Origin of the sequence: Actinomyces sp. HMT897 (assembly GCF_016626125.1) — a bacterium.
Taxonomy (GTDB): Bacteria; Actinomycetota; Actinomycetes; order Actinomycetales; family Actinomycetaceae; genus Actinomyces.
The window spans coordinates 1,547,129-1,572,654 of record NZ_CP067336.1; the positions used below are offsets into that span (position 1 = coordinate 1,547,129).

At 73.2% G+C, this 25,526-nt stretch carries 15 protein-coding genes and 3 tRNA genes; 7 read left to right on the forward strand and 11 right to left on the reverse strand.

Annotated elements, in window-relative coordinates; translation table 11 throughout:
* Nucleotides 1–125: 125 nt before the first annotated feature.
* Complete coding sequence (locus JJJ15_RS06200; RefSeq protein ID WP_200511803.1) at nt 126–944, reverse strand: HAD family hydrolase; 819 nt, start codon at nt 942–944, stop codon at nt 126–128.
* A 31-nt stretch (nt 945–975) separates the two neighbouring features.
* On the reverse strand, nt 976–3,438 hold the full coding sequence (locus JJJ15_RS06205) for an NAD(+) synthase (protein ID WP_246742193.1): 2,463 nt from the start codon (nt 3,436–3,438) through the stop codon (nt 976–978).
* A 909-nt stretch (nt 3,439–4,347) separates the two neighbouring features.
* On the opposite strand from JJJ15_RS06205, the gene JJJ15_RS06210 reads away from it, so the two are divergent.
* Nucleotides 4,348–5,211 (forward strand): glycerophosphodiester phosphodiesterase family protein, encoded by an 864-nt coding sequence (locus JJJ15_RS06210; protein ID WP_246742245.1) that lies wholly within the window; start codon nt 4,348–4,350, stop codon nt 5,209–5,211.
* 62 nt (nt 5,212–5,273) lie between these two features.
* Here the strand turns inward: JJJ15_RS06210 and JJJ15_RS06215 are convergent.
* The 8 genes from JJJ15_RS06215 to serS all read right to left on the reverse strand — a co-directional run bounded on the left by JJJ15_RS06215 (nt 5,274) and on the right by serS (nt 15,451).
* Nucleotides 5,274–5,346 (reverse strand) — tRNA-Arg (locus JJJ15_RS06215).
* Nucleotides 5,347–5,569: 223 nt separating this feature from the next.
* Nucleotides 5,570–9,055, reverse strand: coding sequence for a S8 family serine peptidase (locus JJJ15_RS06220; protein ID WP_246742194.1), 3,486 nt, complete (start codon nt 9,053–9,055; stop codon nt 5,570–5,572).
* 337 nt (nt 9,056–9,392) lie between these two features.
* A tRNA-Ser gene (locus JJJ15_RS06225) sits at nt 9,393–9,483 on the reverse strand.
* A 66-nt stretch (nt 9,484–9,549) separates the two neighbouring features.
* Nucleotides 9,550–9,635, reverse strand: a tRNA-Ser gene (locus JJJ15_RS06230).
* Between the two features lie 89 nt (nt 9,636–9,724).
* A complete protein-coding gene (locus tag JJJ15_RS06235; protein ID WP_200511806.1) occupies nt 9,725–11,068 on the reverse strand; it encodes an AGE family epimerase/isomerase in 1,344 nt (447 codons plus the stop codon).
* Between the two features lie 275 nt (nt 11,069–11,343).
* Nucleotides 11,344–12,915, reverse strand: coding sequence for an ABC transporter substrate-binding protein (locus JJJ15_RS06240; protein ID WP_200511807.1), 1,572 nt, complete (start codon nt 12,913–12,915; stop codon nt 11,344–11,346).
* Nucleotides 12,915–14,180, reverse strand: a complete 1,266-nt coding sequence (locus JJJ15_RS06245) for an HAD family hydrolase (protein WP_200511808.1) — start codon at nt 14,178–14,180, stop codon at nt 12,915–12,917. The genes JJJ15_RS06240 and JJJ15_RS06245 overlap by 1 nt, the downstream gene beginning before the upstream one ends.
* A 5-nt stretch (nt 14,181–14,185) precedes the next feature.
* On the reverse strand, nt 14,186–15,451 hold the full coding sequence (gene serS / locus JJJ15_RS06250; protein ID WP_200511809.1) for a serine--tRNA ligase: 1,266 nt from the start codon (nt 15,449–15,451) through the stop codon (nt 14,186–14,188).
* Between the two features lie 114 nt (nt 15,452–15,565).
* On the opposite strand from serS, the gene JJJ15_RS06255 reads away from it, so the two are divergent.
* Both JJJ15_RS06255 and JJJ15_RS06260 read left to right on the forward strand, forming a co-directional pair.
* Complete coding sequence (locus JJJ15_RS06255) at nt 15,566–15,760, forward strand: hypothetical protein (RefSeq protein ID WP_200511810.1); 195 nt, start codon at nt 15,566–15,568, stop codon at nt 15,758–15,760.
* Between the two features lie 613 nt (nt 15,761–16,373).
* Nucleotides 16,374–17,360 (forward strand): hydrogen peroxide-inducible genes activator, encoded by a 987-nt coding sequence (locus JJJ15_RS06260; protein ID WP_200511811.1) that lies wholly within the window; start codon nt 16,374–16,376, stop codon nt 17,358–17,360.
* A gap of 110 nt (nt 17,361–17,470) precedes the next feature.
* Here the strand turns inward: JJJ15_RS06260 and JJJ15_RS06265 are convergent, their stop codons facing one another.
* A complete protein-coding gene (locus JJJ15_RS06265) occupies nt 17,471–18,805 on the reverse strand; it encodes an AAA family ATPase (RefSeq protein ID WP_200511812.1) in 1,335 nt (444 codons plus the stop codon).
* A gap of 320 nt (nt 18,806–19,125) precedes the next feature.
* On the opposite strand from JJJ15_RS06265, the gene cas3u reads away from it, so the two are divergent.
* From cas3u to csb2, 4 genes are read left to right on the forward strand one after another with little or no spacing between them, the layout of a single operon-like run.
* Entirely contained in the window at nt 19,126–21,846 is a 2,721-nt protein-coding gene (cas3u, locus tag JJJ15_RS06270) for a type I-U CRISPR-associated helicase/endonuclease Cas3 (protein WP_246742195.1), read from the forward strand.
* Nucleotides 21,836–22,789, forward strand: coding sequence for a hypothetical protein (locus JJJ15_RS06275; RefSeq protein WP_200511814.1), 954 nt, complete (start codon nt 21,836–21,838; stop codon nt 22,787–22,789). Before cas3u ends, JJJ15_RS06275 begins: the two co-directional genes overlap by 11 nt.
* A complete protein-coding gene (gene cas7u / locus JJJ15_RS06280) occupies nt 22,786–23,988 on the forward strand; it encodes a type I-U CRISPR-associated RAMP protein Csb1/Cas7u (protein ID WP_200511815.1) in 1,203 nt (400 codons plus the stop codon). Before JJJ15_RS06275 ends, cas7u begins: the two co-directional genes overlap by 4 nt.
* Complete coding sequence (gene csb2, locus JJJ15_RS06285; RefSeq protein WP_200511816.1) at nt 23,988–25,475, forward strand: type I-U CRISPR-associated protein Csb2; 1,488 nt, start codon at nt 23,988–23,990, stop codon at nt 25,473–25,475. Before cas7u ends, csb2 begins: the two co-directional genes overlap by 1 nt.
* Nucleotides 25,476–25,526: the final 51 nt, after the last annotated feature.

Here is a 25,526-nt window from a genome sequence, read left to right on the forward strand (position 1 = left end):
GGACACTGACCGTGCCCTCTTGCGCGCCGGGGTGCCAGGGGCCGCCGTGTCGCGCTGTCCCCACCACCGGCTCCACACCGGCCGGTCCTGCTCAGCGCGCGGGCGGGACGGCTAGCTAGCCCTGCTCAGCGCGTAGGCGGGGCGGTCGGCCGGCCCCCGAGCCCCTCCAGGGCCTGGGCCACCGAGGCAGCCACGTCGGTAGCGCCCTGGCGCACCTGCCGGGGGGCGTGGGCCATGGCGAAGGAGCGGTCACAGGCCTCGAAGAGGGGCAGGTCGTTCCAGGAGTCCCCCAGGGCGATCGTCTCACTGACCGGGGTCCCCCGCCCGGACAGGTGCTCAATCAGGCGGCGCAGCCCGACCGCCTTGGACTCCCCGGGCGCGACGACGTCAATGAAGTTGGTGGAGCGGGGGGCGGCGAGCCCCAGCTCGGCCTCAATGCGGGCGGCCAGGGCGTCGGCGAGGTCCGGGTCGGGCACGTAGACGGGCAGGGCCACCACCGACGCCTCCAGGGCCACCGCCAGGGTGGCGGCGCTGAAGTGGTCGGCGTAGACGCGCGGGTCGTCCCCGAAGCCCGTGGGGTCGTGGAGCACCAGGTCCCTGTCCAGGGTCGAGGCGAACAGGGCCGTGTCACCGCGCCCCATGACCAGCTCGGCCACGGCCGCCACCTGCCCGGGCTCCAGGGCGCGGGTGCGCAGGACCCGCCCGGCGCCGTCGAGCACCGTGGTCCCCGAGGCGCAGACGACGTAGTCGTAGCCCAGGGTGACACCGGTTGATGCCGTGACGGCGTCGACGGCGCGGCGCACCAGGCCCACCGAGCGCCCCGTGGCCAGGGCCAACAGGTCCCCGCCCGCGCGCCAGGTGGCCAGGGCACGGGCGTCGTCCCGGTCGGCCCCGTGGCGGAAGACGAGGGTGCCGTCCAGGTCGGTGGCAAGCAGGCGGGGCATGGCTCTCCTCCGTGGTCGTAGCGCGTGGGGCTCAGGAGCGGGGCACGTTGCGCTCCAGCTCCGCCAGCCACGCCGTGGCCGCGGCGTCGGAGGGCATGCGCCAGTCCCCGCGCGGGGACAGGGAGCCGCCGGCCACCACCTTGGGCCCATTGGGCAGGGTGGAGCGCTTGAACTGGTTGGCGAAGAAGCGGCGGTGGAACAGCTTCAGCCAGCGGCGGATCTCCGGCAGCTGGTAGGCGACCTTCTCGGCCTCGGGCAGGCCCGGGGGCCAGTCGCCCGCACCCGCGTCCGACCAGGCCCTCTCGGCCAGGAAGGCGATGCGGCTGGGGCGGCTCCCGCGGCGCAGCACGTGCCACAGGGTGAAGTCCTGCAGGGCGTAGGGGCCGATCCTGGCCTGCGTGGACTGGATGACGCCGTCGGCCCCCGCGGGGACGAGCTCAGGACTGATCTCGGTGTCCAGGATGGCCAGCAGGGTGCGCCCGACGGCGTCGTCGAACAGCTCCTCGGCCACCACCCAGCGGATGAGGTGCTGGATGAGGGTCTTGGGGACGCCCGCGTTGACGCCGTAGTGGGCCATCTGGTCGCCCACGCCGAAGGTGCACCAGCCCAGGGCCAGCTCGGACAGGTCCCCCGTGCCCAGCACAATGCCGCCGCGGTGGCCCGCGATGCGGAAGAGGAAGTCGGTGCGCAGGCCGGCCTGGACGTTCTCGAAGGTGACGTCGTAGAGGTCGCGCTCACTCATCCCCTCGGGCAGGGAGCCGGTGGCGGCGAAGGCGCCGTAGGGGTGGCCCATCTCGGCCAGCATCCGGGTGGCCGTGGGGCGGATGTCCAGCTCCTCGAAGCCGCAGCCCAGGCCGCGGGCCAGGTCCTCGGCGTTACGGCGCGTGCCGGGGCTGGTGGCGAACCCGGGCATGGTGATCGCCTGGATGTCGGAGCGGGGGCGGCCCAGGCGGTCCATGGCGCGGGCGGCCACAATGAGGGCGTGGGTGGAGTCCAGCCCGCCGCTGACCCCGATGACCACCTTGGGGTCGCCGATGGCGCCCAGGCGCTGGACCAGGGCGGCCACCTGGATGTTGTAGGCCTCGTAGCAGTCCTGGGCCAGGCGGGCCGGGTCGTCGGGGACGAAGGGGAAGCGGTCCACGCGCCTGCGCAGGCCGATGTCCGTGCGCGGGACGGTGAGGCCGTCACGGGGGATGACGACGTGGTTGAAGCCGCCGGGGTCGGTGAAGGTGGTGGGGGCCACGGCGCCCGGGCCCTGGCGGCCGGACAGGGCGAAGGTGGCGGCGTTGTCGGTGAAGGTGCCCTGGCGCAGGCGCTCGGCGCGCAGGCCCTCGACGTCCACGTCCACCACGGTGGCTCGCGGCCCGTCGGGGAAGCGCTCGGTGGCCCCCAGCAGGACGCCGTTCTCGTAGACGAAGGTCTGGCCGTCCCAGGCCAGGTCCGTGGAGGACTCCCCCTGACCGGCGGCGGCGTAGACGTAGGCGGCCAGGCCGCGGGCCGAGGAGGAGCGGGCCAGCAGCTCACGGTCCTCGGCCCGCCCCACGGTAATGGGCGAGCCGGAGACGTTGACCAGGACGCTCGCCCCGGCCAGGGCGGCCAGGGCCGAAGGGGGCACCGGGACCCACATGTCCTCGCAGACCTCCACGTGGAAGGTCAGGCCGGGCACGTCCTCGACCTCGAACAGGAGGTTGGGGCCGAAGGGGGCCCGGGCCGCGCCCGCGGGGAAGACGGCGTCGGGGTCGCCCACGCCGGGCAGCTCGATCACCACCGCCCCGCCGGCAATGGTGTCGCCGGGGGCGAAGTGCCGCCTCTCGTAGAACTCGCGGTAGGTGGGCAGGTAGGACTTGGGGGCGACGCCGCGCACCACCCCGCCCTGGATGACGAGCGCGCAGTTGTAGAGGCGGTCGGCCAGACGCAGGGGGGCGCCCACGACGAGGGCGGGCAGGAGGTCGGCGCTGGCGGCACGGAGGGTCTCGACGGCGGCCAGCACCTGGTCCAGCAGGACGTCGGAGAGCAGGAGGTCGTCAATGGCGTAGCCGGTCAGGCACAGCTCGGGGAAGGCGGCCAGGCAGACGCCGTCGTCGGACAGGGCCCGGGCCTGGGCGAGGACGGCGGCGGCGTTGGCGGCCGGGTCGGCCGGGACCACCGGGAGGGTGACTGCAGCCACACGCGCGAAGCCCTGGGCGTAGGCCGAGCGGAACTCCGTACGGGGGCCGGCGTCGGGCGCCTCGGGAGCCGAGGGCGTGGAGGCCGGGCTGTCGGGTGTCATGGCGGTGGGGCCCGTCGTCCCGGGCGCGTCGGAGGCCGCTGGCCCGCTCGTAGCGGGAGCGGCCTGTGCCGCAGGCGACGACGTCGGAGCAGACGCGGCACCGGGGCGGGACGGGGCGGGCGAGGTGGCGCCGAGCGGGGCGGCCTCAGACGCCGCCGGGGCTGCGTGGGAGGTGGGGCGCGTCATCGCGGCGGGGCCATTACGGTGGGCGGTGTCCGGTGCCATAGCCCCATCCTCCCACGGCCCACCACGCCCGTGTCCGCGCCGCTCCCCTGCACGCCCGCTTCACCGACCGACCCCGCAGGCCCACGCCCGCGCCGCTCCCCCGCACGCCTGTGCCCGCCCAGCGCCGTCGCCAAGCAAGCCACCCACGCAGGTCCGGCGCCGTCTGCAGTCCCCTCAGCGACCAGCCGCACCAGGACCGCGTACCTCCGCCCCTGTGCCGCCCCGCGCCATGCGATCTATTCAGGGTCCGGGCGGGGCTGACACCCGGTTTTGGCGCAATCTGAGGATCAGAACCGACCCCACCCCGCACCGGCCTCTGTACACCTAATGTCCACGCAGGTCAGGAGCTCAAGCCTCGACAGGGCCAAGGGTGCCCCTCGTTCTGATCCTCAGATTGCGACACGGGGAGGAGCTGGAGCAGCATATGATCGATAAATTATTCAGATAATCATATTATCTATTGGCATTCTGGGGCGACGGGCGCCCTGACCAACGTCTCAGCCCCGGCTGTGTCATGAGCAGCGCCTACTTTGTGTCTGCGCGGCTCGAACCGGTTAGGCCAACGGGGCGGGCCACGCCCTCCAGGTCCAGAATCGTCCCATGACCACCTCCACCGACCCCGCTGACCGGCCAGCCACCGGCGCGTCCCCGGCCACACCGGCCGCCTCAGCCACCTCGGCCGCCTCGGCCGCCCGCACCGTCCTGGCGCCCCCGGCCACCCCGGCTGCCCCGACCGGCCCGGCGTTTCCGGCCCGCCCCTCAGGCACCAGCCAGCAGCCCCCGGCAGGCCTGCCGCCCGCCCGACCTCCCCACGGCCCCGCCCGACCTCCCCGCTCCACCGCCGGGAGTCCTGCGGCCTTCGCGCCCACGGGTCCCCCGGTCCCGGTCCCCCCGGGTACCCGCACCGTCCTGGCGCACCGCGGCGCCAGCGCCCTGGCCCCGGAGAACACGCTGGCGGCCTACCGCCTGGCCGCCGACCACGGAGCGCGCTGGGTGGAGCTGGACGTGGACGTCATTAGCGACGGCACCATTATCGTCATCCACGACTCCCGGCTGGACCGCACGACCAACCGCACGGGCCCGTACTACGGCCTCACGGCGGCCGACCTCCCCACCATTGACGCCGGGTCGTGGTTCCACGCTCCGGCGGCGTCCACCCTCACCGGGCGGACAGCCGAGGGCCAGGCCCCGCCCGCCCCGGTGCCGCCCCGGGTCCCGAACTCACCCACCCCGGTACCGCTCACCCCGGTACCAGCCTCCCCCAGCCCCTTCGCGGGCGAGCCCCTGCCCACGCTCGCCCAGGCCCTGGAGCTCCTGGGGGCACGGGGGGTGGGCGTCAATGTCGAGCTCAAGTCCTGCCAGGCCGGGGCGACGGCCTGCCGGTGGCTGGTCGACGGCGTCGCGGAGCTCCTGGACGCGCACGCCCAGGCCTTCCCCGGCTGCGAGGTCCTGGTCTCCTCCTTCAACCCCGTCCTCCTGGACCGCATGGGTGCCCGGCGCCCGCTCACGCGCCGGGCCCTGCTGGTCGAGCGGGGGCTGCTCCTGGACGACTGGCGCTCCTACGCGGAGATACTCGGCGTGGAGGCCGTCAACCCGGCCGACGCGGGTCTGGAGCGCGGGAGGGTGGAGGAGATCCGCTCCCTGGGGTACGGGGTCAACGTGTGGACCGTGAACTCGCGTCGGCGCGCGGAGGAACTGTTTGAATGGGGAGTCACCGGAGTATTTACCGACCGTGTCCACGAACTGGGGGACCTGGAGCGGGGAGCCTGCTGAGGCTGAGCAGGTATGGCAAGCGCCCCGTGGCCGGGGTGGTGGGAGCCGGGCACGGGGCGCGGTGCGCCAGAAGGGACTCGAACCCCCAACCTTCTGATCCGTAGTCAGATGCTCTATCCATTGAGCTACTGGCGCGGTGTCGTTTCCGACAGGCAGTTACTTTAGTGTCCCGCCCCGGATGCGACAAATCCGGAGAACGTGAATCTCGGCACAAGGGGCTCGTGCTGGTCAGGGCGCTGAGCGCGGGCCGCCGGTCGGCCCGGGCGCCGCCCCGCCTGGGACCCAGGACCCGCGAAAGGGTCCCAGGCCCCAGGCGGGGCGGGCGGCCTCAGGCACCCAGGCCTCAGGCACCCCGGCCTCAGGCGCGGCGGCGGCTACGCACCAGGAGCACCCCACCGGCGACCAGCGCGACCGCGAGGACGCCGATCCCCAGTGAGACACCCGTCAGCGGCAGGCTGCCGCCTCCGCTACCACCCGCGGCACCTGGGCTGGCAGCACCACCAGCACCACTGTTCCCGCCGTCGCCCGGCCCGTCAGTGGGGTCCGCCGGGGCGTGGGTGGGCGGCGGGGTCTCGCCCGGGGCCAGGGTGCCCGCCACCCGCAGCTCGGCCACGGACAGGGCGGTGGCACCGTCCTGCTCGTTGACCAGGTCGAACCGCACGTACCGGGCCCGGGTCACCTGGTCCAGGGTCAGGATCGTCGGGTCGAGGTTGGTCGTGGTGGTGCCGTCCTCCTTCTTGTCCACGTTGATACCGGTGGCGCTGCCCACCTGGGTCCAGCTCTGGCCGTCCTCGGAGACGAAGGCGGTCAGCGAGGTCGCCTGGGTCTGCGCAGAGGACTGGTCCGGCGTGTACTGGAGCTTGCTGACGTCGTGCAGGGCCCCCAGGTCCACCGTGTAGGACGAGGTCGTGGAGCTCGCCGCGGCGGAGGTGAACACGTCGTCGTCACTGGCGGCCGCCTGGGTCCCCTCGGGGGTGGTCACGGTGAGCTGGCCCTGGGGCAGGTAGCCGTCGGTCTTCCAGTCGATCGACACCGTCTGGGAGGTCCAGGTCGCCCAGTCGTCAAGCTGGTTGCCGTCCTCGCCCACGGGCAGGACGAAGAGCTTGAGCTGGTAGGAGCCGGTGGGGGCCTGGGCCTTCTTCAGGGAGCTGTTGACGTAGGAGCCGTCCCAGGCGATGTAGGTCAGGTCACCGCGGCCGACGTCCTCGGTCTTGACGGTCGAGATCTGCGGCACGGTGGCACCGTTCCCGTTGCCGCCCGCGCCGCTGAGCAGGTCCGCCATGGTGTAGCCCAGCGGCTCTCCCAGGGTGCCGTCGGCCTTGACCGGGGTGACCTCCAGGACCGCCTTGTAGACGGGGATGTCCACCTTGTAGACCACGAAGGCGGGATCCTCGTACATGCCCTCGTCGTCGATCGCGGAGTTGCCGAAGACGTAGGAGGCGTCCACCGCCTGGGCCGTCCGGTTGGACACGTAGGGGCTCATGCCCGAGCTGCCGCCGAGCACGTCGGCGGAGCCGAGGTTGCCGCCCACGCCCTGGAAGGGGATGCGCGCGACCTTGCCGTCGGCCTGGGTCAGGGTGATCCAGCCGCCGTAGAAGTCCCCGTCGGTAATGCCCTCGGGGGCCGTGACGGTGACGTCGATACTGGCCGTGCCGCCCGCGGGGACGGTCACCTTGCTGCCGTCGGTGGAGACCGTGGCGGGGCTGGTGGTGCCCCGCGTCGGCGTGGCGGAGGGGCCGGTCACGGTCACGGCGTCCACGTGGGACAGGTCGTAGGCCACCTGGTCGCTACCGTGGTTGCGCAGGGTGAGCGTGGTGGTCACCGGCCCGTCCGCGGACTGGCCCAGGTTCATGACCGAGGGGGTGGTCTCCATGGTGGCCAGGATGGCCCTGTCGATATTGAGCCGGCCGGCGCCCTGGCGGGCCAGGGGCTCCAGCAGGCTGTTGTCCCCACCGGCCTGGGACCACACCAGCGGCGTGGCGGTGGAGTGGAGGCGCCAGGCCACGGCGGTGGTGGCCTCGGCGCTGCCGATCGCCTTGATCTCCGGGTGGGCCTGAAGCAGCAGGGCGACGGCGCCCGCGGTGTGCGGGGAGGCCATGGAGGTGCCGTCAAGGGTCTTGTAGGGGCCGCCGTGGTCCAGCGGCCAGGTGGACCAGATGCGCCCGCCGGGGGCGACGACGTCGGGCTTCATGGCCAGCTGGTCGTTCAGGCCCCAGGAGGAGAAGTCCGAGATCCGGCCGGCGGTGGCCAGGGGGAAGTCGGTGGAGTCCTGGGAGAAGGTCAGCGTGGAGCTGGCCGCCAGGGCGGCGCGGATGGCCTCACCGTCGGCCTTGGTGATAGTGGCCACGGGGATGGTGATCTTTGTGTCACCGGCCACGTTGGCGTTGACCGTGCCGTCGGTGTTGTTCTCCAGGAGCACCGCCGAGGCGCCGGCGTCCTGGGCGTTGCGGACCTTGGTGTGGAAGTTGCAGTCACCCCGGCGGACGATCACGGCCTTGCCCGTGAAGGTGCCCGAGGCCACGGGCTGGCACATCAGGGCCTCGGCGGAGTCCACCGCGCCGGCGGCCACCAGCGGGTAGGAGGTGTTGTCGTCGCGCACCACCGGGGAGGTGGTACCGGAGGACGGGGAGTAGGCGAAGTGCTGGCCCGCGTTGGTGGAGACCGTCAGGTAGTAGTTGTGCTCGGTGACGTTGTCAATGGAGCCGACCGCGATGACGTTCCTGGCGGAGGCGGGCGCCCCCATGGACCAGCGGCCCGCGGTGCCGGCGTTGCCCTGGGAGACGACGGTAATGACGCCCTTGGCGGCCAGCGCGTCGGCGGACACGGCGGTCGGGTAGCTGGCGAAGACCATGAAGTCCGCGCCGATGGACATATTGACCACGTCCATGCCGTCGCTGGCGGCGCGCGCCATGGCGGCGGCCAGGACCTCCGAGCTGGTGGAGCCCGTGCAGCCGAAGACACGGTAGGCGGAGATGGTCGCGTCGGGGGCGACGCCGACGATCTGGCCCGCGGCCGGGTCGCCCTTGGCGGCGGCGATACCGGCCACGTGCGTGCCGTGGCCGTTGCAGTCGTCGGGGTAGTCGTCCGGATGGGTGGCGAAGCGCTGGTCGGCGGGCAGGCTGCGGTCACCGAAGGCGTTGCCCACGAAGTCGTAGCCGCCGGTCACCTTGGCGTTGGGGAAGCTGGTGGAGCCGTCGCCACCGGGCGCCTCGGTGCCGGGGGTGCCGCTGCCGCCGAACTCGACGTGGTCGTAGTCCACACCGGTGTCGATAATGCCGATCTTGACGTCCTTGCCGGTGAAGCCCAGCTGGGACTGGGCGACGTCCGCGCCGGTCAGGGACTTGGCGTGGAGCATCTGGGGGGAGGTGACCCCCTCGTCACGCTCGGCCTGGGTCAGGGCCGAGTCCGCGTCGGTGTCCTGGGGCGCGGGGACCACGGCGACCGGTGAGACCGACACCACCTGGTCCAGGGCTGCCAGCTTCTCCACCTTGGAGTCCTCGACGCTCACGGCCACGCCGTTCCACAGCTCGCCGTACCTGGTGGTGACCGAGGCGTCGATGTCGGCGTCGTCCATGGCCTTGACCAGGGCGTCCTGCTCGGCGGAGATGGTGGCGGAGCTGCCGCCCGCCGCCTGGGAGGGCGAGGCGAGCTCGACGAACCAGCGGTCGGGGACGTTCTCGGCGGTGGACCCGTCAGGCAGGGTCAGGGTCCAGGTGATCTTGCTGGAGGGATCCGGGGCCTGCTGCGGGGTGGCGGCCACGGTAGGGGCCGCGAGGGCTCCTAGGGTCAGTACCGCTACGCTCAGTGCGAGCGCGCGGCGTGTTCTTGGGCGGCTGATACTCACGTGGTACTTCTTCCTCAAGGGGGCGGTCCGCGCCGCTGGGAACGACGCAGACCCGGAACAGTGGACGGAACGCCCATCCCAGAGCCTAACCAGACCCTTGCAGGAACGCTGCGGTGTTCTTATGGTAGACACCATAGATGTGATTTTTCGCATAATGCTGGTGAGTACGCCCAGGTGTGCGGAGGTGTACTCCGGGCACACCGGTGTGAGGCAGCCGCAATGGCGTGTACGGGCTAACCAGGCCCGGTAGCAGCGGCACCAGGAGCGGGTGCCGTACCCGCCCGTACGTGCTGCACGCGGCCCTCTTACCAGGATCTCTGGATCGGACCGCGCGGACTGGCGGAGATGGGGAGATTCGAACTCCCGAGGGGCTTACCACCCCAACCTTCTTAGCAGGAAGGCGCACTAGGCCACTATGCGACATCTCCTCACCCGCACACCGGGCGCTGGCGGGCAGGGGCAGCCTACCGTCCGCGGACGGTAAAGGCAAGCCGCGGAGAGGAAGGGATTCGAACCCCCGGTACGTCAGACGTACAGCGGTTTTCAAGACCGCCACATTCGGCCACTCTGTCACCTCTCCATGCCTGGGCGGAGCCCGTCAGGGCCTACCGGCAGGCGGCCCCCACCCTACACGACGCCGGGCCGGCTCGCGCCACCGGCCCCCGGTCCTTAACGGAACAGGCCGCGGCGTCGGGCCCGCTGGGCGGTGACGGGGATCGGCGAGACCGGGTCGTCCAGGCGCCCCTCGGCAATGGCCTGCCCGGCGGCCGGCCACACCGGCAGGCGGGGGACGAGGGTGGCCTGGAGGGCGTGGTAGACGTCCGGGTGACCGGCCCAGGTCCGGGTGGAGGGGCGGTTGGCCTGGTCGAGCTCGTGGGTCCACACGCCCGGGGCGCTTATGAGGTACTCCTCGGCGTAGTCGATCCAGGAGCGGTAGCAGTGCTCGTAGTGCTCCACCTCGATCTCGCCGTGCCCGTCGTCCAGGAGGGCCCGGCGCAGGGCGGCGGCGGCGCAGACGCCCTCGCAGACCACCCAGTGCATGCGCTCGTGGACGACCGGGGTGCCCTCGAAGTCCGTGGTGTAGACGAAGCCGGGGCCGCCGTCGACCCGCCAGGCGTCGGTACGGGCCCGCTCGAAGAGCTCCTCGGCGGCGGGCAGCATCCAGTCCGGGGCGCTCATGCCGCGCCCGATGAGGCCGGCACGGGCCTGGACGGTCAGGCGCGCCCACTCCAGGCCGTGGCCGGGGGTGGCGCCGTAGGGGCGGAACGGGTGGGCGGGGGCGTCCTCGTTGTAGTCCAGGCGGGGCCGCCAGGCGGGGGTGTAGTGCTCGGGCAGGCGCCAGTCGTGGGCCCGGGCCTGGCGGTTGACGGCGAAGTCGACCATGCGCAGGGCGCGCCTCAGCCACAGGGTGTCCCCGGTGACGTCGGCCACGGCCAGGTAGGCCTCCACGGTGTGCATGGCGGCGTTGATACCGCGGTAGTCCTCGGGGTCGGTGAAGTCGGCCGCGTAGGACTCCACGGGCATGCCGTGGGCCTCGTCCCACCAGTACCGGTTGACGACCTCAATGACGTCGCCCAGCAGCTCGGTGGCCCCGGGGCGGTCCGCGGCGGCGGCGGTGGCGGCGGCCAGCATGACGAAGGCGTGCTGGTAGCACTCCTTGCGGGCCAGGGGATCCACCGGGGTGGCGCGCCCGGAGGCGTCCACCTGGTGGCCCACGGCGGAGTACCAGCCCCCGTGGTCGGTGTCCCGCATGGCCGTACGCAGGGCGCGCACGCCGTGGTCGGCGTAGCGGCGGCAGCCGGGGATCCCCAGGAGGGCGCCCAGGGAGAAGGCGAAGGTCATGCGCCCGGTGATCCACAGCTCCACCGGGTGGTCACGGTCCACCACCCCGTCCTGGCCGATCCAGCCGAAGCCTGAGGGCACCCGTGCCGCCCGCGCGTAGGCCAGGAGCGCGTGCGTCTCGGCCGCCAGCCAACGGGTGTGCTCGGGGGCGCCGAACCATCCCAGTCCCATGGAGTCCTCCTCGACCAGTGTGCCAGCCCGGCCCGTTGGTGTAGCCGGGATCACGAATCAGCCTACCCCTTGCGAACACCCCTGACCAGGGGCGTGTACCGGCCGCGACCAGGGGCCACGGGAGCGCCACTGGCGCCCCGCCCGCGGACACCTGCCCGCCGGCCAGCGGCCCCGGGCAGGACCGGGGCGCACCCGGGCGGCCGCTGGCAGGGCCCGGGAGCGCCCCACGGTCCGTGCCGGAGCTGCGTGAGGGGACGCCGGTGGCCCGGCGGCCGTTAGTGGGGGGACGGCCAGGCCTCCTCGGCCTGCGTCAGGGCCTCCTTGGAGCTCGTCTCACCGGTGGTCCACTGGGTCATGGCCGACCACAGGGCCTCCTCGCCGACCTCGGGGGGCATGGTGTCGGAGGCGTCCAGGCGGATGACCGACTCACGGGACTGCAGGATCTGGGAGGCCCTGCGCGCCACGTCCGACTTCACCGAGGAGACGTCCACGTTCTTGTTGGCGGTGGCCATCCCCCCCAGGGCCACGCGCTCCTGGGCCCAGGAGGTGGTGGTGAGGTAGTCCATGAGCATCTCCTTGACCTTGGGGTCGGCGGGGGAGCCGACAAAGGACACCAGGGAGTCCGAGCCCACGATCGTGGCCCCGGAGTGCTCGTCGTCGGGCAGGAGGAAGGCGGAGACCTGGTTGTTCGTGTCCACCAGGGCCGGGGCGCTGGCCGACGGCGTCGCCCTGGTAGCCGACCCCGTCGAGGTGGCGGTCGCGGTCACCACGGTGCCGTTGCGCCCCTCGACGTCGGTCACCACGGTCCCCTCCGGGAGGTAGTTCTCCAGGGAGGAGGATCCCAGCATCATGAGGCACCTGCCGTCCACCAGGTCCTTGAGGGCCTTGTCCACCGTGGTGACCCGGGTTGCCTGGCGCCCGCCGGCCACCCGGCCGTCAGCCAGGACCAGGTCCCCGACCAGGTCCAGGGCGGCCACGGCGTCGGCGTTGTCCAGGGGCACCTCGTGGGTGGCCCAGGCGTCGTAGGCCCCCGTGCCCCGGGTCATGAGCAGGGCGGACTCCAGCCAGTCGGTGGCGGGCCAGCCGGTGGCCTTGCCGTCGGCGATCCCCAGGCACCAGGGGGTCACCCCGCTGCCCCGGGCACCCTGCGTCCCGTCCTGGGGCGCCTCGGTACCGGGCGCGGGCTGGGGCGAGGCGCTGGGCGTGGCACTGGACGAAGCGCCGGGCGTGGCACCGGCGGCGGAGTGGTCGGTGGCGATCCTCTGGGTCAGGGCGACCAGCTCCTTCCAGGTACCCGGCACCTTGTAGCCGGCCCTGCTGAAGGCCGCGGGGGAGAACCACACAAAGGACTTCACCGAGGCCATGATCGGGGCCGCGTAGTTGACGCCCCCCTGGCTGCCCGCCTGCACCCAGGAACGGTCCCAGCCGAGCTCGATATTGGCGTTGACGGAGTCGGGCAGGGCCTCCAGCGCCCCGGAGGCGGCCAGCGACCTCACCAGGCCGGTCTGAGGCACAATGGCCAGGTCCGGCCTGGAGCCCGTCATGAGATCCGACTCCAGGGAGGGCGAGGAGGAGTGGACCACGTCGATCCCGGTGCAGGCCTCGAAGTTGGCCAGGGACGCCTCCAGGCGCGCGGCCTCGTCCCCCTGCAGGGAGGAGGCGATGGTCACGGCGGGCACGCCGCCGGAGGCGGAGGTCGTGGAGGCCGCCGTGTAGGCCTTGAAGTCCGCGCAGGCGTCCGAGTCGGGTGAGCCGGGGGAGCAGGCGCTCACCCCCAGGCCGACCAGGGCCAGGACCAGGGCGGAGACGACGGCCCGGACGGACCGGGCAGGGGTGTGCGTGCTCATCACTGCTTCCTCACTCGCTCGACGACGGCGTCCAGGACGGCCGCGGCACCGTCGCGCCACACGGGCTCGGTGGTGACGTCGGCCAGGTCACGGACCCACTGGGGGGCACTTCCCATGGCGACCCCCACCCCGGCCCAGACCAGCATCTCTGTGTCGTTGCTACCGTCCCCCACCGCGATCGCCCGCTGCGGGCCGGTACCCAGGCGCACGGCGAGGTCGTCCAGGGCCGAGGCCTTGGTGACCCCCGGCGGCGCCACGTCCAGCCAGGCGGTCCACCCGATGGCGTACTCCACGGAGTGCAGCCCGCACTCCCGCACCAGGGCGGTGAAACGGTCCAGGGGCATGCCCGGGGCGCGCAGCACCACGCGGGTGACCTCCTGGGAGCGCAGCTCCTCCACGGGCACGACCCGGTAGTCCTCAATGAGCTCCCCGGGAGGGAAGGGGGAGGAGACGCAGAAGGCGCCGTCCGCCCTCTCCACGGCGACGATCCCGTCGGGCACGGCGCCGAGGAGGGCGTCAATGGCGTGGGCGGGGTCAAAGGTACGCACCGTGACGACCTCGTAGCCGCGCGGCGCCTCCGGGTCCAGGCGCAGGGTCAGCGCCCCGTTGGCGCACACCATCCACCCCGTGGTCAGCCCCACGTGGCGGGCCACCGGCAGGGCCGCCTCCACGCTGCGCCCGGTGGCGATCACGATCTGGGCGCCGTAGGAGCGCAGCCGGGCCACCGAGGCCATGACCCGCTCCGAGACCCGTCCGTCCATGGACAGGATGGTGCCGTCCACGTCCAGGGCCACCAGCAGGCCCTCGTCAGGGGCCAGGGGGTCCGCGGACGGCGGGGCCGGGGCGGTGGCGCGGGACGCCAGGACGGCCTCGAGGTCGGCCATCCGGTCCTGGACGACGGCGTGGTAGGCCTCGTGACCCAGCGGGCGCAGGGGGGAGGGCCGCGCCGGGCTCCCGCCCTCCGGCCTGCTGCCCGGCGCGCCCCCGGTCTCAGGGGCCACCACGGGCGCCACCGCGCCGCTGCCCGGTGCCGTGGCGGGCACGCCCACGGGCAGGGCCGCCGGGTCAGGGGCGGTAGGGCCCTCGTCGGGTGCGTGAGGGCGCACCCCGGCAGGGGCCTCGGCACCCGACCCGCCGCGGGGGCCCCCGGAGTCGGGGCCCGCGCCCGGGGCGGGGGAGCTCGGGTCAGGGGAGCCGGCGGTGGGGCCGGGCGCGTCGGCGACGTCGCCGGCGTCGGGACCTGGGGAGAGCGTGGGGGGGACCATGGGGATCAGGCGGTAATGACCTCAAGGCCACCGAGGTAGGGGCGCAGGCCCGGCGGCACGGTGACCGAGCCGTCCGGGTTCTGGTTGTTCTCCAGGACGGCGACGATCCACCGGGTGGTGGCCAGGGTCCCGTTGAGGGTGGCCACGGGGCTGGTGCCGTTCTCCCGGCGCTCGCGGATACCCAGGCGACGGGCCTGGTAGGTGGTGCAGTTGGAGGTGGAGGTGACCTCCATCCAGCGCTCCTGGGTGGGCAGCCAGGCCTCGCAGTCGAACTTGCGGGCGGCCGAGGAGCCCAGGTCCCCGGCGGCGGTGTCGATAACGCGGTAGGGCAGGCCCACCAGGGCCAGCATCTCCTCCTCCAGGGCCAGGAGGTAGGCGTGCTCCTCGGCGGCGTCCTCGGGACGGCAGTAGGAGAACATCTCCGCCTTGTTGAACTGGTGGACGCGGATAATGCCGCGGGTGTCCCTGCCGGCGGCGCCCGCCTCGCGCCGGTAGCAGGTGGACCAGCCCAGGTAGCGACGCGGACCGGCGGACAGGTCGAGGATCTCGTCGGCGTGGTAGCCGGCCAGGGCCACCTCGGAGGTGCCGGTGAGGTAGAGGTCGTCGGTGGGCAGGTAGTAGATCTCGTCGCTGTGGGCGCCTAGGAACCCGGTGCCGTCCATGACCTGCGGGGTCACCAGGGTGGGGGTGGTCATGGGGGTGAAGCCGTGGGCCACCGCCGCCTCCAGGGCCGCCGTCATGAGGGCGAGCTCCAGGCGCATGCCCCAGCCCTTGAGGTAGTAGAAGCGGGCCCCGGAGACCTTGGCGCCGCGACGGGTGTCGATAATGTCCAGGTTCTCGCCCAGGGCCAGGTGGTCGGCCGGGGTGAAGCCCTCGGCGGTGAAGTCGCGGGGCGCGGGGCCCTCGTGGCGCAGGACGACGTAGTCCTCCTCGCCGCCGGCAGGGGCCCCCTCGATGAGGTTGGCGAACCGGCGGGCGTACTCGTCCAGGGCGGCGGCGGCGACGTCGGCCTGGATCTGCGCCTCCTTGACCGTGGTCGCGAGCTCCTTGGCCCGGGCCAGGATGGCGGGGCGCTCCTCGGGCGAGGCCTTGCCCACTGAGCGGGAGACCGCCTTCTGCTCGGCACGCAGGGTCTCAAAGGCGGCCAGGCGTGCACGGCGCGTCTCATCGGCCTCAAGAAGACGGTCCACCAGGGAGACGTCGGCTCCGCGGGCCCGCTGGCTGGCGCGGTAGAGCTCGGGGTTCTCGCGCAGTGCGCGCAGGTCGATCATGCCTCCACTCTACCGAGCCGACGCCGCTCCCCGGGGAGGCGACGGACCCCGGCGGGCCGCCAGGGCCTGGGACGAGAGGCCGTGGGCGAGCCCGGGTCCGCCCCGAGGACGCCGGTGGCAGCCCCCGACCTGCCCGCCCTGGACCCGGCCGACGACGTCCGCTCCGGGGACGCCGGTGGCAGCCGGGCCCCGACCCTGCCCCAGGACCCGCACGACATCGACGTAGTCAGGTGGCAGCCGGGTCCGGGAAGGCCGGGCGCCGCCGTGGCGGTCCTCCCCCGTCACCCGGCGTCACCGGACCCGTGGTGACGGACTCGCTGGCGACGGTCGGCCCTCCCCCGTCACCCGGCGTCACCTGGCACTCGCTCGGCTACATCTCATCCGCCGGCGGCCCTCCCCGTCACCCGGCGTCACCCGGACCCGGGCGCTGCGCACAGGGGCCTGGGACGAGAACACTACGTTCGTACATCTAATGCGCTCAATCGATACTGAACCCACGCACCAGGCGCGTCGCCCAGGTGCTCGGTATCCTCCCGACTCCCGCCGCCGGGCCCCGGCCGCACCCGCGCGTCCCACCGCCGTCCCACCGCCGCCTTGCCTGTCCCCACCGCCACCCCGGGGCGGGCAGCGAGCCCCGAGCGGCCCAGCCGCACCCGGGCGCGTCCGGCCACTCGGCCCCGGGCTGGGCCTACCGGTGCCCAGGAGCGGCCGCCCGTCCGTCCACGGGCCCCGGCAGGCCCTCACCCCGGACCTCTGGCCCTTTCCTCCTCGTCCCAGGTGGTGTGACGTGACTGTGACATTGACCGGAATCGCGACCCGGTCACCCGCCTCCCCCTCTGTGTCATTCGAGTGACCTATAGTCAAAACCATCCCACAGCGCCGCCGGGCGCGACACCCCACCCTTAATGACAGGACCACGCCTATGGCCGCGACCCCACTGCCCTCCTTCTCGCAGCTGCGCGCCTTCGTGGCACTGTGCGACAATCAGCACTTCGGTGAGGCCGCGGCGAGCCTGGGCGTCAGCCAGCCCAGCCTCTCCCAGGCGATCCACACCCTGGAGAGGCGCGTGGGCGGTGAGCTCGTGGAACGCACCACCCGCAAGGTCCTGGTCACCCCCCTGGGGGAGTCCCTCCTGCCGTTCGCGCGCGAGGCCGTCCTGGCGGCCGAGAGCTTCAGCCAGGCTGCCGCCAACGAGGGCGCCTCCCTGGTCGGCACCATACGCCTGGGCATGATCCCCACCCTGGCCCCCTACCTGGCCCCGGTGGTCCTCGACGGCCTGTCCGAGCTGCTGCCCGAGCTGCGGGTCGAGCTGCGGGAGATGACCACCGGAGACATCCTGACCCTCCTGGAGCAGGGGCGCCTGGACGCCGCCGTCCTGGCCATTGACGTGGACATGCAGCGGGCCGCCGCCGTCCCCATGTTCGACGAGCCGCTGGTGGTCCTCGTGCCCGCGGACCACCCCTGGGCGGGGCGCACCGACCTGCGCACCAACGAGCTCGACGCCCAGAATCTCCTGCTCCTGGACGAGTCCAACTGCCTGCGCCAGGAGACCCTGGCCATCTGCCAGCACTACGGCTCCCACCCGCCGGTGGCCGTGGCGGCCACCCTGGCCACCGTGGTGCAGATGGTGGCCCACGGATCCGGGGTGACCGTGGTGCCCGAGGGCGCCCTGAGGATGCTGGGGGACTCCGCGACCTACGCCGTCGCCCGGTTCCGTCAGGAGGGCGGCACCGCACCCAGCCGCCGTATCGGCCTCGTCCACCGGATCTCCACCTCCCGGGCCGAGGAGTTCGAGGCCCTGGCCCGGGTCCTGACCGACCTGGTGCGCGAGGCCGGCCTGCCGCTGCGCGAGGTACCCGGCTCCGGGCACCAGGACGCAGGCCCGGGGCGCGAGGACCGGGCGGACTGACCCCAGCCGGTCTTCCCGGGCCGCGGGGCGCGGGGAAAGCCGTTGCCCTCAGCGCGCTGCTCGCGGCCGTCGGAGCGCCGGGCCCGGGCCGCGGGGAAGGCCGAGACCCCTCACGGCCCCAGGAGGGCCGCCGGGACCACCACGACGCCGTCCCGGTCGCGGTAGGCGGCACGTCCGGTGGTCACCAGCACCGCCTCGCTCAGGCGTGCACCCAACCGGTCGCGCAGCCACAGCAGGTGGCGGGTGTCCCCCGGTCGGGGCGACGGGTGGGCCTTGACCTCGATCGCCACCACGCACCGGTCACGCCCCTCGACAATGAGGTCCACCTCGTGCGCGCCGCCCTTGGTCCGCAGGTGGTGGACCCGCGCTCCGAGCAGGGAGGCGTAGACCTGGACGCTCTGGGTGACCAGGGACTCGAACAGGGGGCCCAGCATCCGGGGCCGACGCCGCTGCCCGGGAGGGGTCACCACGCGCGCTCCCCTCACGCCCAGGATCTCCGCGGGCCCCTGTCCCAGGAGGCGGGCCGCGAGCGCGGGGTCGACGAGCTGGTGCTTGCCCTGGAGGTTCGCGCGGGAGAACTCGTTCTCGCTGGCGCTCCACCCCGGCACCAGGTCCAGGATCCACATGCCGGCCAGGTGGTCGCGGTAGGCCCGGGCGGTGTCGGCCGCCAGCGGCCTGCCCAGGGGCCTGCTGGCCAGCTGGCTGATATCGGCGAACGTGGTGGTGGTGGCGACGGCGCTGGCGTAGGCCGTCATCCACTCCCGGACCGACCGCGGCCGCCGGCTCAGGCCCCCGGCGTCACGCAGGTCACGGGTGACGGTCTGCTCGATGTAGCCTTCCAGGAGCTCCTCGCGCGCGTAGGCGTCCTGCTCCCGGATGGCGGGGAAGCCGGAACGGCAGATCTCGTCCACGTACTGGTCGATGGTGACCGTGGTACGGCCTGAGACCGGTGGCAGCGCAGCTGCCGGGGTCGTCGGATCCTCCTGGCGCGCCTGCCCGGCGTCGGAGGCCAGGAGCCCGGCCAGGGAGACGGTGGGAGCAGTCTCCAGGCCACGCTCGACCAGGGAGAAGGGGCGCATCCGCAGGGTGACGATCCGTCCTGCACCGGTGTGGGTGGGGGCCTGGGAGGGGGTGGAGGAGCCGGTCAGGAGGAAGCGGCCGGGGGTGTAGTCCTGGTCCACGGCGCGGCGTACCCGGTCCCAGAGCCTGGGCATGCGCTGCCACTCGTCCAGGACGACGGGGGTCGGGACGCCGGAGAAGTGGCGGTCCAGGGCCTCGACCTGGTCCCAGTCCGTCGGGTCGTCCAGGGGGAAGAAGCTGCCCGCGACGGCCTGGGCGGTGCGGGTCTTGCCCACGGCGCGGGCCCCGTTGACGCTCACTGCCGGCACCGAGGCCAGCAGCCGCCTCAGCTGCTGATCGACCAGACGGGTCCGGTACTCCCTCACGTACGCCATGGTACGACCCCGGGGCCTGGGTCCTCTGTTTGGTCACCTCCCCACTAGCCTTTTAGTCGCCTCTCCATCCTCTGTTTGGTCCAGTCCTCAGTCTCTGACTCGTTGGCGACACCCCCTCCTTCTCATGACTCAAGTCACTTAACAGAGGAAGGTGCGGAGAGGGGCGTGGCGTGTAGTATGTGAGCTGCTCCGCGGTACCGTGGAGATCGCGGCTTTCCGTGTGCCGTAACCTCGTCAGGGTTGCGTCAGCCCCGAGGGATCGGGGATCGTAACTTTCAATGTGCAGTGTACTTCTGCCTTGGAGGCTGATTGTGCGCCCGTCCTTCGACACCGTCTTCCGGGAGCTCACCGGTCACGCGCCCCGGGAGTACCAGGTCCGGCTCGCCCGGCGCCTGCTTGAGGGCCGCCCTCCGACCGTGATCGAGGTCCCCACCGGCATGGGGAAGACCCTGGCGGTCATGACCGCCTGGCTCTACGCCCTGGCCGCGGATCTGGAGCAGGTCCGGGAGCAGGGGGGCACCCGCCGGATCTGGCTGAGGCTGCACCTGGTGGTGGACCGCCGCGCCGTCGTCGATACCGCCTTCACCGCTGCCGGGCACCTGCGTGACGGCCTCGCCAGCCCTACCTCCCCGGCGGTCTCCTGGCTGGCCGGGGCGCTGCGCACCGGGGTGGGGCCTTCCCGGAGCCCGCTGGAGGTCCTGCGGCTCCGTGGCGGCCTGGAGGACCGCCCGGAGCACACCCGCTTCCCGGCGTGCCCCACCATTGTCCTGGGCACCCTGGACATGACCGTCTCCCGGCTCCTGTTCCGCGGCTACCAGCTCTCCGCACGCCGACGGAGCATTGACGCCGCCCTGACCGGGACCGACTCCCTGTGGGTCCTGGACGAGGCGCACCTGTCCACCCAGGCGTACACCACCCTGCGCCTGATGGAGTCGCACGTGGCTGGGCTCGAGGACCGGTTCGACGGTGCCGTGCCCCCGCTGAGCGTCATCGCCATGAGCGCGACGGGCGCCCCCCGCCTCCCTGGCGCCCCCCGGCCACCGTCCGGCGACGAGGTGCTCACCATCGACTGGGAGCGGGAGGAGGCCCGCGACCCCGGCCTGGCCCGGCGCCGTCGGGCCCGGGCCGGCACGCCGGTGCACGTGCACGACGCCGTGGGCGGGTCCGCCGTCACCATGGCGGACCTCGCCGCACGGCGGGCGCGGACACTGGGGGCCGGGCAGTCCCTGGTCGTCTTCTGCAACACGATCAGGACCGTGCAGGTGGTCGCCCGTAAGGTCACCAGGGTCTGCGGCACCACGGGCTCTCCCGCCCTCAAGGTCCTCGTAGGAGGCATGCCCACACGCCACACCGACGCACTCATGGACGCGCTCGCCCCCTACCGCACCGGCTCCCCGCAGCGGTCGGAGGCCGCCCCCGTCGTGGTCGTGGCCACCTCCACCCTGGAGGTCGGTGCGGACCTGGACTTCACCTTCCTCATGACCGAGACCTGCCAGGCGCCCTCCCTCGTCCAGCGCCTGGGACGGGTCAACCGGGTAGGAGACCGGACGGACGGAGGAGTGGATGTGATCTGTACTACTCAAGTAGACCCGATCCACGGGGAGGCGGCAGCGGCGGTGGGGACGGCCGTCCGAGGGGCCACCACGCTGTCGGGGCTGCTGGGAGGCCTGGAACGGGGCGGAGCGGAGCTCACCGTCCCCGAGCAGGTGCCCGTCCTGCTGCCCCCAGCGAGCCTGCGCGCCTACCTGCGCACCCTCGGCTCGCGCAACGACCAGCCGGTCTCCCCCTGGATCCGCCCCCTGCAGGACCAGCGCGGGGACGTGACCCTGGTGTTCCGGGACAGCCTGGGACTGCTCCGGTGGGGCGTGCGCCCGGAGGTGGTCCTGGACGACCTGAGGCAGTGGCCACCGGACCTCCGGGCCGAGGGCTGGACCATGTCCGTAGACCAGGCGCACACCCTGGTGGACGAGTCCCTACGCCGGCAGGGCGGGGAGCCCGTCGGCCTCGTCGTCATGGACCCCACCGCCGCCGAGCCGGTCAGCCACCACACCGCCGTCCCCGACCTGCGCCCCGGCCAGGTCCTGGTCCTGGACCCGGGGTACGCCGGACCCCTCCTGGGGGCGCTCCACGCCGCCACCGACCTCTCAGGGCAGGTGGTCCCGCTCAAGGCGGAGGACCGGGGCCTGCGCGCCGCCCAGGAGCGGCTCACGGCGATGGCCGCCGGCCAGGACCCGGCTACCTCGGTGCTCACCGACCTGGGTACCGGCGCCAGGCGGTCCCAGGACCCCTACGGTGAGCTCCTGGAGGCCAGCGCGGAGCTGGTCGCCCCTGCCGGGACGGTCCTGGGCAGAGAGGTCCTGGGGGAGGAGACACCTACGCCGTGGCTCCGCCTGACCCTGACGCCTGCCACCGCGGGGCCCGTCCCGGGCCGGAGCCGCAACCTGCGCGAGCACGGGGCTGCCGTCGGGGCCCGTGCGGGGGCCTGGGCCCGGGCCATGGGCCTGCCCCCGGCGGTGGTCGCGGACCTGGTCCTGGCCGGGACCTGGCACGACGAGGGCAAGCGCGACCCGCGCACGCAAGCCGCCTTGACCATGGGTCTAGACGCGCAGGGCTACCTGGTGCCGCCGGACCGGCCTCCCTCGGAGCCCGTGGCCAGGTCCGGGCTGCCCTACCGGTACTGGCGCCGCTCACGCGACCTGGCCGGGGTCCCGCCCAGGTGGCGCCACGAGGCGCTCTCCGCCGAGCTCCTGGGGGTGGCGCTGGAGCAGGGCCGGGCCCGGGCCCACGACGTCGACCTCGTCCTGCATCTGGTCCTCAGCCACCACGGCTACTTCCGCGGCCCGGGACCGCTCACCCCGCCCGGGGTCGGGCCACGTCACCAGGACCCCGCCGACCCGCTGTGGGCCGAGGCGACCCGGCGCTTCCACCGTCTCAACGACCGCTACGGGCCCTACACCCTGGCCCTGGCCGAGACCGTGCTGCGGCTGGCGGACTGGGACGTCTCCCGGGAGGAGCAGGACCATGGGCGCTGAGACCACCTACCCCCTGCGGGCGCTGTCAGGGCGCCGGGCCGCGCACGTGCTGGCGGTGTGGGGGCTCGTGGACCTGTTGCCCGGCGCCCGGCTGTCCTTCACCGACCAGGACGTGCCCGTGCTGTGGTGGGACGGGGCGGACCTGGCGGGGACCGCCGCCGCGGGGCTGGTGGGACGCACCTGGGACCTGGACCACGGCCCCCTGCGGGGGGTCAGTACGACGACGCCCGCCCGCAGCGTCGTCAACCCCCTGACCGAGCAGGCCTGGGAGCAGGTACCGGCCACCGGCCTGTACGGCCACCGGGACCCGTTGGCCGTCCTCGACGTCTCCCGTGCCGCCAAGCGGCCCGGTACGGTGGTGGACCTCCAGGTGGGCGCCTCGACCCTGACCCTGCTCAGCGGCCGCAGCCACGCCCCCGGCACCGTCAGGGCCACCTGGACCTGCCTGGAGGCTAAGGACGAGCAGACCGCCTACCGAAAGGCCCGACGCAGCCTGGAGCACCTGCGCTACGGCGTCCTGGACGTGGCCCTGGCCAAGCCCGGGCTGCGTTTCTCCGCCACGCTCGCCCGGCCCCGGGGGGTCAGTGGCTCGGAACGCTGTGCCGTCCACCCGCTCATTGACCTCCTGGCCTGGGTGGGGCAGACCCTGCTCCTGCCCCGCCAGCGCTCCGTCCCGGCCCCGGGGCGACCCGGCGTCAGCGCCCTGAGCTGGGTCCTCAACCCCGTGCCGCTGCCCCTGGAGGTCCTGCTGGACCTGCACGAGTCCCCTCCCGCGGGCCTGCCCTGGCCCCGGTGGACCGCCCGTGTCCAGACCCTGGGGGGCAGCACGAGGGTGACCGCCCTGGGGACCGCCCACCCGGACACGCCGGGGGGCCCGGGCGGCCCGGTCCTGCCCAGCCGGTGGCGCCCACCGTCTCACACGTCAAATAAGGAGACCCTATGAACTTCCGCCCACTTATCGAGTCCCTCATTCACGACGAGGCGGTTGCGGGCATCACCCTGACCACCGTCTACGAGTCCCTCACCGGCGTCACCGTCACCCCGCCCGCCGGGACCATCCGCCAGGGCGGCGAGGTGGTCGGCCTCTTCACCACCGCCACGGGAGAGACGGCCGCGACCATCGACTCCTGGGGCTCCCAGGCCTCCCGCTGTGAGGCTCTCCTGGCAACCCGGTGCACGCCGTCGCACCATCTCCTGGCCGACGAGATCGGCTACCCGCTGGTGATCGTGACCGACGAGGAGGGCAGGACCCTGACCACCTCCGCCGAGCTCTCCCACCGCCAGGCGGACGCCACCTGGCGCCTGCTCAAGGGCGAGCTGGAGACCAAAGGGATCAACTTCAAGGGGATCCAGCAGGCCACGCGGGACAGTGCCGACGCTCTCCTGACCGGCTTCCCCACCGCGATCCCCTTCGGGTGGTGGCACTCACACACCAAGCGCTCTCGTTCTCAGAAGGCAGGCGACAACCCTGGGAAAAACAGCTCCGCCAAGAAGCCCGGGCGCACCAAGAAGGTCGACGACGACGCCATGGAGGCCATCTGTGACGACCTGGACTACTACGTCATGGACCCCTCCCAGTCCCGCTCCGCCCGTCTGTTCACCTCCGAGATCATGGCGCTGGGAGTCTCCGAACGGCGGCGCAGGGCGGGCCGGGTGGACCGGGTGTTCGGGGGCGCCGGGGGCGAGGTGGGTGGTAAGAGGCTCTCCGTCCTCGGCCTGGGATCGCTGCCGCCGACGGAGGATGAGGACAAGATGCCCTCGGACCTCACCTACCGCACCATCGAGGGCCACGCCTTCCTGTCCCTGACGGGCCTGCGGTCCTTCCAGTTCGAGCAGGTGGACGAGGTGCTCGCCCGCACACTCGTCGTCTGCCTGACCCTGCTCCTGTACACCACCCTGCAGCACCACCTGGACCTGCGGGCGGGCGCCGAGCTGCGCGTGGTCGAGCCGGGCACGCGCGCGCAGGTGGCCAGGCACGGCGCCGCCCCCGAGCCGCTGGAGCTGCCCGCCCCGGACGAGCTCAGGAAGCTGGTGCGTACGCTGGGCCGGGAGGCCGGGTGGCCGGGGAAGACGACGACGATCATTGTGTCCCCCACCTCACCTCTGGGCAAGCTCCTCAACCTCGTCGACGGCGGCAAGTGATGCCCGCCCTGACGGTCTCGGCGGTCTTCCCCACCGGCCAGTTCAACGCCCACGACGCCGACGGCCACGCCGAGTGGCCACCGGCCCCCGCCCGGGTGCTGGCCGCCCTCCTGGGGGCCGCGCACCGGCTCGGTGAGGGCGTGGCCGAGGTGGAGGCGCTGTTCAGCGCCCCCGCCCCGCTCATTACGGGGCCCGCCGTCGGGCTGCGGGACACGGGGTTCGGGCGGTGGGTGCCGGTGAACAACGAGCTACAGGTACGCGCGGACGGCACCGCCACGGGCATTGTCGACCGTGCCGACCGCTTTGGCGAGAGGCAGCAGAAGGCCCCTGAGCGCGGGGTCCTGGTGGGGACCGGCCCCCAGGACGTCGTGCGCTGGACGTGGGAGGTGCCCGACGGGGCCGCGCCGAGGGTCCTGCGCCGGGTGGCACGCTCCGTGGAGTACCTGGGGCGCCCCACCTCCCCGGTCCTGCTGGACGTGTCCACCGGCCCCCAGCCGGACCCAATCCCGGGGGCCGGCCCCCAGTCAGCCTCAGCCCCGGGAGCCGGCGCCCGGACCGGAACCATGAGGCCGGAGCACCAGGGGACCGAGGTGGCAGGCGCAGAAGCGGCGGAGCTGGCGTCCCCCGGGGCCGGGGACCCGGAGACCGGGCTCCCGGAGGCCGGGGGCCCGGCAGGGCACCTGCGCTGGGAACCTCACCCGGACGGTTGGCTCCACCTGCGCGTGGGCACGCCCGCGCTCCTGGAGGCCCTGGCCGCCCGGGAGGAGGAGCGCCGTCGGAGCCAGATGACAGGTGAGCACCCGGTCGTCACCACGTGCCCCACAGCACCCTACCTGCTCGTGGGGGCGGCCCGGGAGGGGGCGGGGGACGGGGCCGCGGTCCCGACGCTCCTGCGCTCCTGCGCGCTCTACCGGGTCGGGGGTGGCGGGAGCGGCAGGGACCAGCGGTTCCTGCACGCTGGGGACGTGGCCACGGTGGTCTCACAGGTCCGGGACGTCCTCGGACCCGGCGGCTGGATCCTGCCGCTGGTCGGCCCGGAGGGCAGACGTGGGCTGAGGGTCCTACGCGGCGTGGTGGTCTGCGAGGTCCGCGGCCCGGCCCGCCTGGAGCTGGCCACGCGCACGGGGGTGTGGCAGATGAGGCTGCACGAGGCCAGGTCCTTGCGCTCCCTGCCCAGGGTGCTGTGGGCGGCCACCCGGGCCGCGCGCACGTGGACATCCGTGGTACCGACCCCGGTCGACGACGCCACGCTGCTGGAGGCGTCCCGGTCACTGGCCCGCTCCCTGGGGGTCGTCCTGACCGGCGTCGAGGCCCATGAGACCTCCCGGTCCGAGGGGGCCGTGGACGTGGACGGCGACCACGGGCTGCGGCACGTCACCGTGCAGGTCGACGCCGCCGTCCCCGGACCGGTCAGCCTTGACGGGGCCCTGCTCGTACCAGCTGGCGCGAGCGGGCTGGCAGTGGCCCGGGGCAAGTACCGCACGTAGTACCGTCAGAGGCGCCCTCGTCAGGACAGGCCCAGGCTGTCCGCACCCGTG

Excerpts from the sequence above, each read along its gene's own strand:
- JJJ15_RS06200 (WP_200511803.1), bottom strand. The coding sequence starts at position 944 with ATGCCCCGCCTGCTTGCCACCGACCTGGACGGCACCCTCGTCTTCCGC.
- JJJ15_RS06205 (WP_246742193.1), bottom strand. The coding sequence starts at position 3,438 with ATGGCACCGGACACCGCCCACCGTAATGGCCCCGCCGCGATGACGCGC.
- JJJ15_RS06235 (WP_200511806.1), bottom strand. The coding sequence starts at position 11,068 with ATGGGACTGGGATGGTTCGGCGCCCCCGAGCACACCCGTTGGCTGGCG.
- JJJ15_RS06240 (WP_200511807.1), bottom strand. The coding sequence starts at position 12,915 with ATGAGCACGCACACCCCTGCCCGGTCCGTCCGGGCCGTCGTCTCCGCC.
- JJJ15_RS06245 (WP_200511808.1), bottom strand. The coding sequence starts at position 14,180 with ATGGTCCCCCCCACGCTCTCCCCAGGTCCCGACGCCGGCGACGTCGCC.
- serS (WP_200511809.1), bottom strand. The coding sequence starts at position 15,451 with ATGATCGACCTGCGCGCACTGCGCGAGAACCCCGAGCTCTACCGCGCC.
- JJJ15_RS06260 (WP_200511811.1), top strand. The coding sequence starts at position 16,374 with ATGGCCGCGACCCCACTGCCCTCCTTCTCGCAGCTGCGCGCCTTCGTG.
- JJJ15_RS06275 (WP_200511814.1), top strand. The coding sequence starts at position 21,836 with ATGGGCGCTGAGACCACCTACCCCCTGCGGGCGCTGTCAGGGCGCCGG.
- cas7u (WP_200511815.1), top strand. The coding sequence starts at position 22,786 with ATGAACTTCCGCCCACTTATCGAGTCCCTCATTCACGACGAGGCGGTT.
- csb2 (WP_200511816.1), top strand. The coding sequence starts at position 23,988 with ATGCCCGCCCTGACGGTCTCGGCGGTCTTCCCCACCGGCCAGTTCAAC.